This is a genomic window from Alicyclobacillus fodiniaquatilis (assembly GCF_042678105.1).
Lineage (GTDB): Bacteria > Bacillota > Bacilli > Alicyclobacillales > Alicyclobacillaceae > Alicyclobacillus > Alicyclobacillus fodiniaquatilis.
The window spans coordinates 19,879-35,634 of record NZ_JBHUCX010000043.1 but is presented as its reverse complement, the minus strand read 5'-3'; the positions used below and the strand labels follow the sequence as shown (position 1 = coordinate 35,634).

At 42.5% G+C, this 15,756-nt stretch carries 13 protein-coding genes; 4 read left to right on the top strand and 9 right to left on the bottom strand.

The annotated features are described in order from the left end of the window. Positions 1-8: 8 nt before the first annotated feature. The 9 genes from ACFSB2_RS15270 to ACFSB2_RS15230 form a co-directional block, all read right to left on the bottom strand. Positions 9-890 carry a hypothetical protein gene (locus tag ACFSB2_RS15270; RefSeq protein WP_377943954.1) on the bottom strand — a complete coding sequence of 294 codons (882 nt, stop codon included), beginning with the start codon at positions 888-890 and terminating at the stop codon, positions 9-11. Positions 891-901: 11 nt separating this feature from the next. Next, positions 902-2,344, bottom strand: coding sequence for an ATPase, T2SS/T4P/T4SS family (locus ACFSB2_RS15265; protein ID WP_377943953.1), 1,443 nt, complete (start codon positions 2,342-2,344; stop codon positions 902-904). After that, entirely contained in the window at positions 2,334-3,203 is an 870-nt protein-coding gene (locus ACFSB2_RS15260) for an SAF domain-containing protein (RefSeq protein WP_377943952.1), read from the bottom strand. Before ACFSB2_RS15260 ends, ACFSB2_RS15265 begins: the two co-directional genes overlap by 11 nt. After that, positions 3,203-4,507 (bottom strand): AAA family ATPase, encoded by a 1,305-nt coding sequence (locus tag ACFSB2_RS15255; RefSeq protein WP_377943951.1) that lies wholly within the window; start codon positions 4,505-4,507, stop codon positions 3,203-3,205. The genes ACFSB2_RS15260 and ACFSB2_RS15255 overlap by 1 nt, the downstream gene beginning before the upstream one ends. Next, entirely contained in the window at positions 4,482-5,720 is a 1,239-nt protein-coding gene (locus ACFSB2_RS15250) for a hypothetical protein (RefSeq protein ID WP_377943950.1), read from the bottom strand. The genes ACFSB2_RS15255 and ACFSB2_RS15250 overlap by 26 nt, the downstream gene beginning before the upstream one ends. A 10-nt stretch (positions 5,721-5,730) precedes the next feature. Next, on the bottom strand, positions 5,731-6,399 hold the full coding sequence (locus tag ACFSB2_RS15245; RefSeq protein ID WP_377943949.1) for a hypothetical protein: 669 nt from the start codon (positions 6,397-6,399) through the stop codon (positions 5,731-5,733). Positions 6,400-6,618: 219 nt separating this feature from the next. Continuing rightward, positions 6,619-9,300, bottom strand: coding sequence for a type IV secretion system DNA-binding domain-containing protein (locus ACFSB2_RS15240; RefSeq protein WP_377943948.1), 2,682 nt, complete (start codon positions 9,298-9,300; stop codon positions 6,619-6,621). A gap of 3 nt (positions 9,301-9,303) precedes the next feature. After that, positions 9,304-9,777, bottom strand: coding sequence for a hypothetical protein (locus ACFSB2_RS15235; RefSeq protein ID WP_377943947.1), 474 nt, complete (start codon positions 9,775-9,777; stop codon positions 9,304-9,306). Positions 9,778-9,779: 2 nt separating this feature from the next. Beyond that, a complete protein-coding gene (locus ACFSB2_RS15230) occupies positions 9,780-11,564 on the bottom strand; it encodes an ATP-dependent helicase (protein ID WP_377943946.1) in 1,785 nt (594 codons plus the stop codon). A 241-nt stretch (positions 11,565-11,805) separates the two neighbouring features. Here ACFSB2_RS15230 and ACFSB2_RS15225 point away from each other — a divergent pair, with 241 nt between their 5' ends. From ACFSB2_RS15225 to ACFSB2_RS15210, 4 genes are all read left to right on the top strand, one after another. After that, positions 11,806-13,032, top strand: a complete 1,227-nt coding sequence (locus ACFSB2_RS15225; RefSeq protein WP_377943945.1) for a helix-turn-helix domain-containing protein — start codon at positions 11,806-11,808, stop codon at positions 13,030-13,032. Positions 13,033-13,149: 117 nt separating this feature from the next. Next, the gene (locus ACFSB2_RS15220; protein WP_377943944.1) at positions 13,150-13,299 is read left to right on the top strand and encodes a hypothetical protein; all 150 of its coding nucleotides are present in this window, start codon (positions 13,150-13,152) and stop codon (positions 13,297-13,299) included. A 28-nt stretch (positions 13,300-13,327) separates the two neighbouring features. Beyond that, the gene (locus tag ACFSB2_RS15215; protein WP_377943943.1) at positions 13,328-14,455 is read left to right on the top strand and encodes a hypothetical protein; all 1,128 of its coding nucleotides are present in this window, start codon (positions 13,328-13,330) and stop codon (positions 14,453-14,455) included. Positions 14,456-14,576: 121 nt separating this feature from the next. Continuing rightward, positions 14,577-15,062 carry a hypothetical protein gene (locus ACFSB2_RS15210; RefSeq protein ID WP_377943942.1) on the top strand — a complete coding sequence of 162 codons (486 nt, stop codon included), beginning with the start codon at positions 14,577-14,579 and terminating at the stop codon, positions 15,060-15,062. The last annotated feature ends 694 nt before the right edge of the window (positions 15,063-15,756 follow it).

Genomic DNA, 15,756 nt, shown 5'->3' with positions numbered 1-15,756 from the left:
GACATCTTTTAATCCGCTCCAGCACTTTTTGACACTTGCAACGCGCCAAAAAAGAAGGATACCAATGTAATAACTACACCTAATTGAAAAATCCCTTTTATATGCATTGCTCGATAACCGAACGCCACTACTACCCAAGCTCCGATAAATAGAAACATACCTGCCATGCGATACATACCTGTTTGGGATGCCATTGCATTTTGGGCTGATACATAGCGCATTAGGGATTGTTCTGTGTCCTTCCATACTTCTCTAAGATTTGCGTTTCGTTTCTGCCCTTCAAACGTTGCAGCCGATAAGGTCTTATACTCTCTAACGCCAAGTTCATTTGCTCGGTCAACCATTGCTTGCGCCACCGTCATGCCAGGTGCTTTTCCCATTTCATTAACGAAATGGAATTCGCGTTTGATAGCTTTTGAAGTGGCTTGTTTTTCAATCTCTCGACATGCATCCTCCAACCTTGCTTTCGAGAGAGCGTGGATTCCGATCTGAATTGCTTCCTTGAGAAAGTCTTTACGGAACGCGATAACATGCCGATTGGCAATCTCTTTAAGAACCTGTCTTGGAAACAATGCCAATAATGCAATGAGCACCACCGCAATCCAAGGTGGAATTCCTAGTAACATCAACACCCCGAATAACACAACACCAATAATCGGTATTCGTTTATTCCATACCTCTACATTAAATGGTACGTTCGCGCGCGCTGCGTCCCTCGCAAGATTTCGCATGTACTTCTGCCAAAATGATTCCTGCCTTCGGACTAGTATCACATTACCGAACCACTGACGAATATTGCCGATTTGTTCCTGTTGAGATACTTCGCGAGAGAAAAAGAACAGTAGTATGGCTAATGCAATCAGCCCTGCAGAACTAAAAATCAGAACCAAAGGAACTCCTCCTACTCGAAATTCTCCACGCCATGTTCTACACGCAAACTCTCCGGAATCTCTACACCGACTTCATATGCCCTCTCAATCATTTGTTCTGATAAGCCATGAAAAATTACCGTTTTATCGGCGAATTTTCGCTCGAATACAGGACGTAGATATACACGTTCCGCATTATCGTCCATACCGACTACTTCAGATATTGCTGTCATATAACGCTTCCCCTTCACTCGTTTGACTCCAAGTAGTTGATTGAAGGCAGAAACGAACTGGTCGATACAGAACGAGCGATTAGGTCGGGTCGAGGCAGACATCATAATGTTAGTGTATTGCCTCCACATTCTCTCTGGGTCAGCTGCGTGAATGGTGGTTGCAAATAAGAAACTACCCATGATTGCTGCTTGTGCACCTTGGAATGCCGTGTCACCATCACGCAATTCACCAACGATTAGACTGTCAAAGAACATTCGTTTAGAGTCGATTACGTTCTTCTCGATGGATACCGCACCTTGATTCTCTCCGTTTGCTTCTCGAGTATATAAGCGAACAAAAAAACCCTTTGCTTGAAGTTCAGGTGTATCTTCGGTGATAGCCGTTACATGATCTTGAGGAGTGTAAGCCAGCATTGCACCGAGAACGGTTGATTTACCCGTACCGGTGTTACCGCCTAAAATGAAGTTTTCACCGATTTCTATCATGAACTGCAGATAATCGCGCATTCTCGGAGTGAGCATTCCATTCTCTCTGAGGTCATCTAAAGAGAATGTCCGGCCAAAGATACGAATACTCAAAATGGGCATTGTATGAAGCTCATACGCCCCGTTATCCCAATGGGAAACACCAACAGGACCATTCTTATAGTTAATACGGGAACCATCAGGGAAAATAGCGTCTATTGAAGGTGCAGCCAAGTTGAACTGCATATTCTCGCCTAACTTTTTCTCAACGAATTCATTCAGTGCATCGATAGATTGGAACCGTACTTTTCTACCAAACGGGTCTGTAAACCATTTGCGTTCCCCACTTTGAAAATATCGAATTCCGTAGTCACCGTAGACTTGGATATCGGTAACGTCGAGATTTACTCTCAACGCCTCCAAGGGACCCCAGTGGTACAGGTCGATTACCAAAGACTCAACTGCATCTTTAATATCGACGTTATATCTCTCGACATCACCTTCTTGAACCAACTTCATGAGTCGTGCTTTCATCGCATCTTCGGTCGGGGAACTTAACATGAAGTCAATGTCCCGATGAACTGCTTCACGAAGCGCATCCTTTTGTTTCTGAAATTCATCGTCACGACCTACGGATTGTTCTTTCGGATTGTCCCTGTTATAAACCATCCGTATCTGACCGCGATTTTTCAGCTTCGTGTCAATTTCTGATGCCTTATTTTTGTTGATTTGATCCCAAAACGAATTTGATTGACCCGTTTCTACATCATTTGCCACCGCCGGTACCTCCCTTTAGGGGCTTACTAGGGGAAGGGGACGTTTGCGCTTGCTGAACTGGTGGGGTTGTTGAGTTTGTTTGAACCTGTGCGTTATCACTCTGCCCCATATTTGTAGTTGAGTTATCAGAACTACTGTTTTGCATATTACTGTTTTCCTGTGAATTCGTTACGGATTGCGAGGCATTTGAGCCTACGCTAGCGCTTGTATCAACTGAATCATTCACTGTAGATTGTGGAATCAAGAGGATTTGCACGTTACCACTTATGATTGAGTTGTACATAGCCTGGTATTTTGTACGATCCATTTGCAAGCACAAAACAGGGCTCGAACTAGTACCCTTTGTCGAACTTGCGCCAACATAAGGAACGTAGCCTGAGTTGCTCAAAACTTTTACATAGTGATCGTCAATCAGCGTACTGTTAGGCCCTGGCGCCATCATTTCTACGATCGTGTTTGGTTGAACAGTTTGAGTGGTCGTTCCTGCCTTATAAGGCATGTAAAAGGTCACAATGTTTGGATCATTAGAGTCGTTTACGGTCTGTTGGAGTGATGTGTCTGTTCCAAACATACTGCTTTCGATTTGTTCGCCCGGTAAGACTTCAACATTGATCCGGTGGTTGAGCATTACCGATTCAGCACTGGCAGGTGCAGTGTCCGGAAGAACATCAGCAACATGCACTGGCTTGGTCGTGAAATCACTTGCAGTAACGTAAGTATTAGGTTCGATGGTTGTCGCTGCTACAACAACCATCTCTGTTTTACCTGCATGATAGAGATACGTGGCACCGAGGCCCGCGGCAATCACAGCCGAAAGGATGCCGGCGATTCGGTACATTTTTGCCTTACTCTTACTCATTAACCGCTCACCTTCTTCTTCGGTTTAATAAGTCCCAATCGTACCCAGAAGCTTTCTTTTCTCGGTGGGCCTGCAGGTCCTACAGCAACCGGCAGATTTGCTGATGACAACGGTTCAATCACATTCCGCAGACCTCTAGAAAACGGAGAATTTGGTTCTTCCAGAATTACTGCGTCACCGTTGTCCTCAGCTTCGAGTACTTTGTCATCAAAAGGTAGGATTGCAGACAGTTGAGCGTTTAGCTGCTTACCTACTTCCTCGAGTTCAATGTCAACATTCTTCATGTTCCGTTCGAAATTGAGGATTAAACGAATGTTCTCTTGTCTCAAGCCAAGAGCGAAAGGACTCTTATAAACGTCAAATCCCTGCTTGTAACGTCTATAATGTGGTCTTGCACGTCGACCAATCAGATTGACCAGATCACATGCCCTAAGTGCTGCAGCCACCCCGGGAGTCATAAAAGCAGGGATGTCCAAAATGATGACGTCAAAAGCATGTGAAACTCGTTCAAATATGAAACTCAAAACTTCGGGGTCGAGTGTGTCCTGTTTTTCCTCATTTGGTGAAGCAATCAGTTGAAAATTGTACTTCCGCACTTTTTCTGTCGCCTCATAAATTTCCTTATCTGTCATCGCACCTACTTTTTGTTGCATCAAGTTTTCCCAGTGCAAAGTATTCATGTTACCTTCTGCTCCTGCTAAATCACCCATAACACCAGTTGGGTCGAGGTCTACAACAAGGGCCTTTCTACCCATGCTTGCATAGTAAGCCGCCGTGTTAAACGCAATCGTCGTTTTACCGACTCCACCGGAAGTAGTTCGCAAAGGTGCGTATCCGATGATTTTTGCTCTCTGAGTAGAGCTGCCAGTAAATAGCTGTGGTCTACCTATTTCAGGAATCACGACATTCGGTGATGTAGGCGGCACCGATGTTCCTGATTGTGTAGGCAGTGGCAGAACAGAAGTAGCAGATACTTCGTCAGCAATAACATCCGTTGATTCTAGCCATCTTGAAGGAGGAATTCGTTCCTCTACGAAATCACCTAGTTGGTCATCTGTGATGATGTCAATTACGTCTGGACAGCTACGCCGTAGAGCAATCGTTACTTTATCCGTTAGCACGACGGTGTTCATCAAAGGTGCAAGTTCGTTAATTGCTGCAACTCCCATCGCATCGTCAACCAGTAAAAGATCCGGATGTAATCCAATCACTTCATGCGGAGAAAAAGCTCCTCGCACTTCCCAACGACTAAGTTTCCCCATACGACGAGGGAATCTGTCACTTCCATCCAGCAGCAGGATCAAGATTTACGCCCCCTTGTTCAACAATCTCCGACAGTTGTTTGATGCTTTCTCGCAAGTTTTCTTGACGAAGCCATGCAGGACTTCCTTGGATAATAGAACCAAATTGCTCGTCTACGAAAGGTACGAATACCAGTTGTGCTCCCGGCCAGAACTCTTGGAATTCTTGTGGGTCAATAGGCAATCGTTTTGGTGCTTGGTTGATAACAACCACGTCTGCAGGAACACCTTCGAGCCACCGGCAACGGTGGTAATCAGCATTTGTGACAAGAATTCTCAAGTCATTCAAACTCCATTTGTAACCGGACGACTCATCGTAATCCTGTAACCCCATGTCGATTAATGAGGTGTCAGACCAACCTTGAATGTTTCTTGCGATGTTGGGAAGAATCACTTCTCCCGAATCAGAGAATGTGTCAATGGAGTAGACAGACACGTTATTACCTACTCGGAAGTTACTCTTGTAAGACGGTTGCTCAGATAAAAGCGCAGCTCCGCACTCACCATCTTTGTTAAACCACGTGGGAAGTACAGGGCGAACACCTGCTTCGATGTAATTAACGTGATTTGATTGCGACAAATAAGTTGCCAGTTGAATCCCAATAAAAGTAGTTCCTACTCCAGGTGCACCCGATATAATAATTGCCCTTGGTAGTTTCGAATCCGCGTTTTGCATTTGTTGTGGCTCCACTACTCGTACACGAATAGTCGGCTTACTCGTAACTGCTTGTTGCTCGCTAACTGCTGATTCAAAAACAGGTGACGAGACTATTACTGCCTCTTTATCTACTTGGGTCACAGTCTCAACTTCGACTTTGCTCTGTCCAACTTCTTGAAACTCGACCTCCAGAACTTCATGAACGAAGTCGACCATATCTTCGACAGCTGCACCTTCTTCTCCGAAAAGGAGAATCTTAATTCCTAACCCTTTGGCTTGTTGTTCAAATTCGTTTGTTCCTCTCGGGGACGCGAAATAAATTACTCGTACACCCTGTTTGGTGATGTTCATCAAAAATTGGATGATTTCCGCGTCGTCTTCAGTTGGAAACTGTTCGTCGCTTGTAATAATCCACTCTCCAAACATCTCTGAAGGTTGTTTATTGAATAACAACGGTCCTTCAAGTAAGCTAATTGACTTCCCTTTTCGTTCCTCGTAACTCTGGGCGAATATTGAGGTGAACTCGTCGATACCCGTTAAGTCATAAAGGTTGTTCATTTTTACACTCCTATTCATCAATACTACTCACGAAAACTTGCCCTTTGGCCCCTTCACTTCGACCGTTGAATACAAATATGGCTTCTGTTTCATCGAGGTCATTTTCGATGGGGTCTAATTTAACTGCCTTGTTCCAACTCTTAAACAAGTCATCATCCACATCGAATTGGTTGAGAACGACGTGTGTTTGAAAAAACCTAGCAGTAAGTGATAAAGAGAATGTCTCTAGTGATGGAGCCACTAGCCACACTCCAGTCTTATAAGAGAGTAGCCTTCGTATTTTTTCCTCGATACATTTCGCGTTGTCTTTATTCAACACATGATTACCCATGTGAATCAGTACGACGAAAGGTGTTTTGGACATCTCCATTACCATGCTGATTTCGTCAAGGGTATCGATTAAGCGAGAAACAGATACGATACGAACAATTGGGTTTCTGATATTCTCGATAGCCCGACGCTCGATGCTTGTCCATTCCTCACCTAGCAAGTGTGGTTGACCCATCTCTGCGGAAAGGTCTAAGATTAAAAATCTCCATTTAAGCATTTGAAAGATACTGATTTGTTGTCGTAACCAGGAATTCTTATAGGTATTCTGTTCGGGACCCACCAGAATGAGATTTTCTTGTTTTGCGTGTCTGTAGTACAAATCAGGTTCCGGTTGCATGTGGATGACCAAGCCGATATCATTCCTTTCTACGTCTCTATATCAATTATGGATGACACAGCTTGGTAACAACGGACATATATCGGACATCCTATCGTTGCTAGAATCCCCCCTTGTAAATTTTCATTTGTTATTCAGTGTAGATGTATTTTTAATGTTGAATGAGGCAGAATCAGAGCAAATTTAAATATGAAAAAGACTCGGCGTAAAATGCCGAGCCTTGTTTGCATATCATGCAGGGTCCTGTTCAATGTCTCTTCGACCTCTACACTGGTCAGATACACATCCCCAATACTCACCCTTACCATTTCGACGTCTTGCCATTTTTCCACGGCAGGAAGGACACTGGGGGGATGCTTGCTCTTTCGGTTGCGGTTGCGGTTGATTCTTGCTGAGCAAGTTGATTTTCTTTCGAGAAATTGAATCAGGTTTTGCATTACTTTCAGTCGTTTTTGCCTTGACCTGTTTGTTCGAGAACTCGGTATCATTTGAAGATGTTTCTGAAACAATTACCTCTTCCGGTTCGTTCTGTTTTGTCTCAGCATCACCAGATTCGTCAGAAGTTTTGTTTGGTTTCGGTGCTTTGTTCATTGTCTCCCTGATTTTTGCGCTCTTTGGCATAATGTCGTCCCATGACGGTTCTAGTAAGCGGAGGGGCTCAACGACTATAGCTTCTTTTTCCATGAAGTCATCGATGGGTCTAGGATCACCATCCCTTTTTACTGAAACACCCCAGTGGTACCAATACAGGGTGTTTCCCCGGAACGTAAGGATGGGTTTCATAGCTCTCGCCAATTGTTCCCTACTCGGATAAACCTCAGTTTTACGAGTTTTCTTTGGTTTTGTAGGCTTAACCTTCGTCGGCTGTTGAGGAGAGTTAACTAGCTTGATTAGCTTTTGGTTCTCCTTCGGTTGAACAATGCGCATCCGAAGTGGGTTTTGCCCTTTTCTATTCTCTACACCGACATAAATCACTTCATCTTCTTTTAAATCATAACGAATGAAGTTTTGTGAGAATCTAGGGACCAATTCTTCCTGACGAGTTTTTGAAGATATTGGCCGACCGTCATCCTTGCCGAGTCCTCCAAATCGAATTTGCTTGTCCTGCCGAGTGATTTTCTCACGTTTCACTTCGCCGGCCAGCTCCGCAACGCTCTTAGCGTCATCTGCACCAAGGTTAGATAAGTAAACCCAATGACGACAAGAACCTTCGAATGTTTCTAAGTAACCTTGTGCAACCGCTTCTAGCTGCGCACGGGATTGCATAGCAGCCACCATACTGTGACAGTGTTTTCTCCCCTGTGTACGAATTTCGTTGATGGATTTCGTAGCATATGACGGATACTCGTCTACGTAGGTGTACACCCCTGGTTTATCGTTATCCTTTCCAGGGCGGTTGAGTACGCCTTGCTGTAAAAATACCAATACCATTCTACCGACCAATTTACCCGTCTCTGTTTGACCAGTGATTACAGACAAAAGTTCACCCTTCTTACGAGCTGGTGCGTTCTTTTTAAACCCCTCCATTGTCTCATCAGGTTGTTTCATCCACTCAACCGGATCAATCCACGATTCGAAGTCGAAGTTAGGTCTATCCGCTGTTTTATCCATTTGCTTACCAAGAAGTTCTTGTACGAACTGGGAACTGATAAGGACACGAACTTTACCACGTAGTCCGCGGATAATGTTTTTATAGCTTTCGGCACTTTTACCTTCTACATTACCTCCAAACTCGTTGATAATACTATTTGCAGCACGGATTAACATTACCTTTTCATGCTCGGTGATTTGCGGCCAAATATTCGCAGCTATTTCTTTTACTCTTGGATCCGGCGATTGAAGTCCTCTTGAAACAGCAATAACCCTCTGCGACTCATAAAATAGTTCATCCATCTTAACAAGATAATCGTCATACCAACCGATAAAATCTATTTCTTGCCTTTCACCTGTTGTAGCATCTATTCCGTGTAGGTATTTGTACAGTTGGAGACTGTCCGTAGTTGCTTGTGCCGCCATTGTTTCGAAAAACGGGTCTCCCTTACTCCCTGTCCCAGATTGCTCATTTAGAACGACGTTGACGTTGTTGACGATATCGTCAATGTTCGAGCCGGATAGAGGATTAAACCGAATGTTCGTCCCTTTTCCGTTCATCTGTCCGTCGATGATGTGAATTCTCCGTACTGTCAGGCCAAGTTTCTCTGCATAGCTTTCTACGGACGGTTCAGGTTGGGGAGAAATCCAAACTATGTTTCCCATGACTCCTTGCGAGATTCCCTCAATATCTTGATAGATTTGAGGTTTCATCGTCATGAAAGTTTTACCAGACCCAATTGGACCAATAATACCCATGTTTAGAAAACGATCTGCAGATTGAATGTGGATTTTCTTTCCTGCTTTTGCATTGGCTCCAGGAAGACCCGGTTCAGCTTCACCAATTCCCGTTCCAATCACAACGGGTGGATGGGTATATTGTTTATCTTTCGCTCTTCCACTGACCGGACTGATGACATAGTCCAAAACCCGACGAAGTACATAGCCCCAGGAATATCCTGCCTGCTTAATACCGAAGTGTAAAATTACTGCGATTAGAGCTATGACTATGCCAATGACCATCGCACCACCGTTGATTCCCGTTGCGTGAAATACAGGAACTGCGACTTGGTGACCATTCTTATCTATCGAAGGCATTGTGATAGTATCTTTCTTACCACCAAACTTCGGTTGCAATGCCTTGTAGATTCTAGCGATTGCATACGACACAACGCCTATTGCCGAAGCTATCCATAATACCTTGGCTACACGCCACATTGTTGAGAGCAGTAGAAACAGGAAAGTGGCAGCAATACCGATGAATATAGGATTGCTCATGGCCTTAAACAAGTTTGCAAAAGCGTGGGAATCTACTGCCCCCATTTATTAATTCGCCTCCATTAACCCTTTCTCAATTAGTTCCCAAATGTGTTCATCAAGAACCCGTTCGGCATAATTCCCCCGAAGGATTTGCCAGTAGAAACCTTCCTCATCCCTCGCGATAAACAGTCTTTCAATCGTTTTGTTGTTTGAGTTAACGTACAATGTCCATGGTTCCTCTTTGTTTTGTTCATGACCTGCAGGATGGACAACCATCTCATTGCCCATCAGTGTAATTTCGAGTTGAGTTCCCTCTTGCTTGACGTTAAAGACCTCTAATACAACATCCTTTTCATCAAACCCTTCGAGTTTCACCATGACCGGTTGCAGAAGTCGTTGGAACCTACGATAGAGGAAATCTACGGTGGTTGAGTATTGTTGTTCAATAGCTTCATTCCACTTTCGCTTTTCGATACGTTCTTGTACCTCTTCAATTATTTTTGCTTGTAAAGATTCAAGGATTCTCGCCGACTTAGACATATCTACTTTTTCTTCCTTTCTTCTAAAAGTCTCGTTACGTATCTGGAAGGAATACACACTTTATCGCCCATCATTTTAGGAACAATAAAGTACAAGCGATCCTGTGCTCTTGTTGCTGCCACATACGCGATTCTGGTTTCCTCCTCGATGTTGCCTTCATCAACTGATTTCTGATAAGGCATTACACCTTCGACCATATCCACTAAAAAGACAACTGGATATTGCTCACCTTTAGAACCGTGGACAGTCTTCATTACAATCGCATCATCTTTTGGTTCCTTCGATTTTTCTATGACGTAATCGCAGAAAGATAAAAACGACTCGATGTTGTCATGTTTGGAAGCTGCTCGTAAAAACGAACTGTACCACATGTCACCCGGTTCACGTTTCATTAATTCTGGATGTATTTCATCCAGTCGAACGATGAGTTCCGCAGGTTGTTCGCAGTCCATTAATTTGTCCAAAGTGTCCAAAATTGGATCGTACACGGGGTATTGAGTAAGTACACTTAACCCCTCGACCAATACTCTGTTAATATCGTCAGGTTTGATATTTCGCTTGGGCCGATTGATGATGTCTGTAACCCACTGAACTTCAGGTGCCTCGTCTTTCGATAGCGAATTAACAATACGCATGTAAGTTAGGATTGTTTTTATCTTGGGCATTTCGTAGAAGTGCGACTCTCCTGCCATGACGTATGGTAAGTCCCGTTCGGTGAAAATTTCCTCAAAGGAACGGGATTGTTCGTGAGTACGATATAGAATAGCAAAACTCTTCCATTCGAGATCTGGATCTGCAAGCCGCATTGCTTCAATAATGTCAGCTACACGTTTTGCTTGGTCCACTTCGTCTTCCACACCTATAATCTTGATGGGATCTCCACCAGGACGATTTGCCACTACCTGTTTCTTGAACTGACCTTCGTTCATGCTAATGATGAGATTGGATGCTTGAATAATTGGGTCACGCGAACGATAATTTCGTTCAAGAATAATCGTTTTGGCGTTCGGATAGTATTTACCAAAATCCAGGATAAGAGAAGGCATAGCTCCTCTCCAACTATATAGTGACTGCCAGTCGTCTCCTACCACAAACAAATTTTGGTGTGCTTTTGCTAGGAGGGACAAAATCTCCCATTGAACTAGGTTCGTATCCTGAAATTCGTCCACTAGAATAAACTTCCACTGATTTTGCCACTTTTCTCTAAACTGCGTGTCCATTCTGAGAGCATGGACTGTTTTAACAAGAAGGTCGTCGAAATCAAGTATTTTCTTATCTTTCTTAAACTTCTCATAAGCCTCGTAAATGTCAGCTACCATCATGTCATCCAAGTCGAATGGAGTTTTCAACGAATTTTTTGCCTTGCTTATTGCTTGATCTGCGTCTTTCGCAGACAGACTGCTCTTTACCCCGTAAGGATTGCTATCACTGGGTCCGCTCAAAATCAATTCTATAATCCAAGATGTGCTCGTTTGAATTTTCCAATCCTTACCGAGACGTGGCATGATCAACTGGTATGCCAGCGAATGGATGGTGCAAATCTTAACTCCTTTAGCTTTGTCACCGGAATCAGCCTTAATTCGACTTTGCATTTCCTTGGCCGCGTCTTTAGTAAATGTGCAGCATAGAATTTGGTTTGGTGGTATTTGCAATCTAAGTAAGTGTTGAACACGTGTAACTAGCATTGCAGTTTTTCCACTACCGGCTCCGGCAACTACAACACAAGGGCCCTGAATATGTAATGCTGCTTTTCTCTGCTGTTCATTTAAGTCTGCCAAACTAGGCATTAAATCCCCGCCTTTTCATGACGCTCTATTCCAGTTTCTCACGAATAGATGCATTGAGTCGGACATTGCGCGGACACGTTTCCAATCATTTCTTCAATATCAATAGGAAATACATTTATCATCAAGTGAACGTGTTCTGGATCATGGTATCCAAAACTCTTTTAGTAGTATTTATTCATGGTAAAATATAGGTAAGTCTGAAAAGAACACTATATATAACATGGGGCAGGGAGCGATCAACATGGAACTTGGTCGTAGGATTAAGCAACTAAGATTATCAAAACACCTTACACAAGAACAACTTGTAAATGGGTTCTTTGACCGATCTTATTTAAGCCAAATCGAGAACGGCAAGATAACCCCCCCTCTAACCACTATAAAACTGCTTGCGGAAAGATTAAGTGTTCCTGTTAACGCCATAATGCCCGACGAATATAACTACTTAGGTTTGTCACAAAGTTGTGATCTGCTTCTTAATATGGCTCGTACAACACATGACGAAGAGATCACTAAAGATGCTTGGAAAGTATCTCGAAAACTAAATTCACTGGAGAAAATGTGTGAAGTCATTCTTGTTTGGTACAAAGCGTCAAACCATCCTACCTCAGACTTTCAACAAGCATTGTTTGAGACTGTCAATTTAGGTGCATCACAAGATATGTTCTCCGACGAATATTGGCAGGTTATGTTGTGCGTTGGGAATACATACTTTCGTTACGGTATGTATCAACAAGCAGTCTCTGAATACCGACGTCTAATTGGTATGTTTCCTCCCCAGGCAATAAGATTTCGTACCTTGGTTAATCTGGGTAGTGCATTATTGGAGTTAAAAAACTTTGGAGAAGCACATTTAGCTTTTACAGAAGCTATTAATCAAGCACAATCCCAAGATACAAATCTCGGCCGTTCTTACCAGGGTTTGGGTATTTCATCAAGAAATTTAGGGCATTTATCAGAAGCGATGTTTCACACAAAAAAAGCAGCGGAATTATTCCATAAAAATAACGACATGGTTCGATTCAACAATGCCAGAGTAAACACTGCTGTCCTTCTATTGGATGAGTTTCATATTCAAGAAGCCCAATCAATGTTGGTTGAGTGTTATACCTTCTGCGAAACTCAGAATGACTCCATAGGCTTATCAAAGATTTGTGAAGAGTTTGCGCGCTTAAATTTTTATCAACACAATTATGAATTATCACTCGATTGGAGCGACAGAGGAATTCACTTCTTAAGTGAGGATCAAAACACTGCGGGTCGACTCTTTGCTTGGAAGACGTACTCATATCTCAAAATGAATCAACAACAGGCTGCAATGGATTGTATCTTATCCATCAAAGCTTTATTTGGTGCCAAGTTTGAGGAAACTATTCAACTAGTTGACCCAAATATTTCTCCAGATTTTAAATTGCAACTCAAGAAAGTCATCGACTTAAAACGTCTGAAACAAGTGAATCTAGTTCAATAAACGTTGTATTGACGCGGACATATAGTTTTCCTTCTTTTTTTCTCATTCACAATGTGAATGATTTTCCCACAGTTAATTATTGTCGAGGTATATCCTATTCCTAAGAGGAGGAATGATATGCGTAAACTTCCACTACTTTTTTCAATAGTAGCAGTATTAGCTATAACAACTATCGGAGTATGTAATCCAAATGACACTATCGGACCCGGGGTGGATGTTACTAACTTCGGAACAGGTGTAAGTGCAACGACATCATTTGTTTCTTGAAGATATGGAGTTTATGGGAGGTTGTTATATGAGAAAAATTGCTGGATCGTTATCCTTATTGGCAACATTAGCATTATTCACTCCTGTTGCTATGGCACAAACTAATGTCAAACCTATGCCAGTGCACAACACTGTTCTAGCAAGTGCCCAAAAATCTAATGCAATACAAATGAGTGGTTATGTACATGATGGACAATACAACTTTATCTCAAATAGTACAGCTAGTCTTACGATCACTCCTGGAACATCATCCGGAGAAATCGACGTTAGCGGTACCTTGAGTTACTCAGGTGGACAATATTCATTCTCAGGAACAGCTACTGCAGACTCTAATGGAACCTATCAAGGAAATACCGATATCTCTGTCAACGGGCAACAAACGACTCTCCTTTTTAACATCACAAGTGACCAAAAGTACATGTCTGCTGAATTCAATCAAACAGTATTTGTGGAGTCGACAACTGGAGCGTCGTTTTCAACCGGACAACAAAAATACAAGCAGTTCAAAAGTCAAGTAAGTTTGCAATCAAGTGTTCAACCAATGTCATCAACAAGTAATCCAAATGTTGACGCGCAATACAGCACTGGTTCTGGAGGAACATTCCAAGAAGTAATTGGGCCCAAAACACTAGCGCGAAACTCAAGTCAATTGTATACATTCCGCGATTGGTTGGATGACAGCACGTATGATAACTATACATCCGGATCTTACTACGATTACTACTATGTAGTCGAAGGACAATGGTTTGGTAATACGTATGATCCGAACAACCAAGTTTATGAAACTGAAGTGTACCCGAACCCACCACATAGCAGTACTTCTTCCTATACTTTCAGTCTTTCATATGCCGGTGTTGGGTTGTCTTACACAAGCAACACTACAAAAAATACCTACACAGCGAATGGTACTAATTGGTGGATCGATCAATTCTATCCTAATAATGACTTTGCCCAGGATAACATTTATTCCTCAGACAGTAAGGCAAACGGAATTATTGCATCTGTGAATCTCTATGCTGGTGAAAATGCTACACTTGGGACTCAAGAAGAAAAGTCAGAGCAATGTATCAGTATTGAAAATCAGTCCTATGGCGATAATACAGACTATTTCTGGCTTTACAACACGACAAACTTCCCTGTTGATATTGTCAGCTAAACGACTATACTACATTCAATATAAGACGCCTTGTTGTTCTTCACGACGGGCGTCTTGTATTTTTATTCCCCTAAATGCAATATGTTTATAACAAGTAGAATCCTTCAAACAGGAGGGTCCAATGCGTAAATTCTCTTTTGTAATAACTTCAATATGTGTTATATCGCTAGTTGTAAACATAATTCAATTTATCGATCGCAAACAAAACCAGCATTATGCAGATATTCAGACCGGCTATTCAAGACTCTTGAATAATGTGGGAAATGCGAAAAGTCAATCAACAAAGTTGAATAGCGCTAATATCACAGAATTAGTGAAAAACGGTTCTTTGATGGATTTATCAATTGAGCGTTCAATCGGTATTCTTATTGGATTACAAGCAGCTACCGGAGTTAATTTTACACCTGTACAAGTTGCATTACTTAAATGTGAGATCCCCATTAATACACAGGGTATGAATGATGCACAATTACTCCAAGAAGCAGCTTATGCCCAAAATAATCTCTCCTCTTTATTGAAAATGATGCAAAGTTTTCAAACTAAAAGCAGATCAGAAATTGACCAATTACAAAGTTTGGTTACTGAAATTAGCCAGAAATATCCCTGAATTAGCATCACATCAGGAGTTCTTCTTTTACGGTAATGCTTCAAACGGTGTCATTGGGTACATTTCTGAGCCCGCGATGAATGATGAATTTCGTGGAATGGGTTACGAGGAATGTACGATTGGTGTGATTAACAAGTGGTTGTCCATTGAGAAAGCTAATGTGATCCTTGTTATGGTCTGTGGCAATGACTTTAATGACTTGTACTTGAAACGTTATTAACAGTCGTTTGAGAAAACGGTTATACCAAGATAGGCGGAACTTCAGATGCTCCCATCATGTTCAAACAAAACGACCTTTACAAAATAGCCTTGATGTGAAGTGATTTGAAAGGGACTTGTACGTTTACCGTCAATTCCACGGTTCGCGTAAGTCCCCTTTTTTTACACAGACTGCACAGGATAAAACAAAAGATATGCTATTGTACTCCATGCCATTATCTATTCCTTAGACTAGCTATAAACTCTGTGATCGTAGAATTTCTTGGCTACCTCGTTCATCGAATATCCCATGAAGAGTTGTCCCACCTTTATTGAACACCCCTCAACTTCGGCGCCCATGAAACTTTCAACGGCCGGCGCACGAATGACTGTTCACATCCCTTACAAATAATCACGACCATACCTTCATTATTGACCTGGACGTTGAGAGCAGTGACTTGAAGCTCGGATAAGGAATCCTCGGTGGTCCCTTCTG

Bases quoted from the DNA above. Each gene is read 5' to 3' on its own strand.
- ACFSB2_RS15260 (WP_377943952.1), bottom strand. From the start codon at position 3,203: ATGAGTAAGAGTAAGGCAAAAATGTACCGAATCGCCGGCATCCTTTCG.
- ACFSB2_RS15250 (WP_377943950.1), bottom strand. From the start codon at position 5,720: ATGAACAACCTTTATGACTTAACGGGTATCGACGAGTTCACCTCAATA.
- ACFSB2_RS15240 (WP_377943948.1), bottom strand. From the start codon at position 9,300: ATGGGGGCAGTAGATTCCCACGCTTTTGCAAACTTGTTTAAGGCCATG.
- ACFSB2_RS15235 (WP_377943947.1), bottom strand. From the start codon at position 9,777: ATGTCTAAGTCGGCGAGAATCCTTGAATCTTTACAAGCAAAAATAATT.
- ACFSB2_RS15230 (WP_377943946.1), bottom strand. From the start codon at position 11,564: ATGCCTAGTTTGGCAGACTTAAATGAACAGCAGAGAAAAGCAGCATTA.
- ACFSB2_RS15225 (WP_377943945.1), top strand. From the start codon at position 11,806: ATGGAACTTGGTCGTAGGATTAAGCAACTAAGATTATCAAAACACCTT.
- ACFSB2_RS15220 (WP_377943944.1), top strand. From the start codon at position 13,150: ATGCGTAAACTTCCACTACTTTTTTCAATAGTAGCAGTATTAGCTATA.
- ACFSB2_RS15215 (WP_377943943.1), top strand. From the start codon at position 13,328: ATGAGAAAAATTGCTGGATCGTTATCCTTATTGGCAACATTAGCATTA.
- ACFSB2_RS15210 (WP_377943942.1), top strand. From the start codon at position 14,577: ATGCGTAAATTCTCTTTTGTAATAACTTCAATATGTGTTATATCGCTA.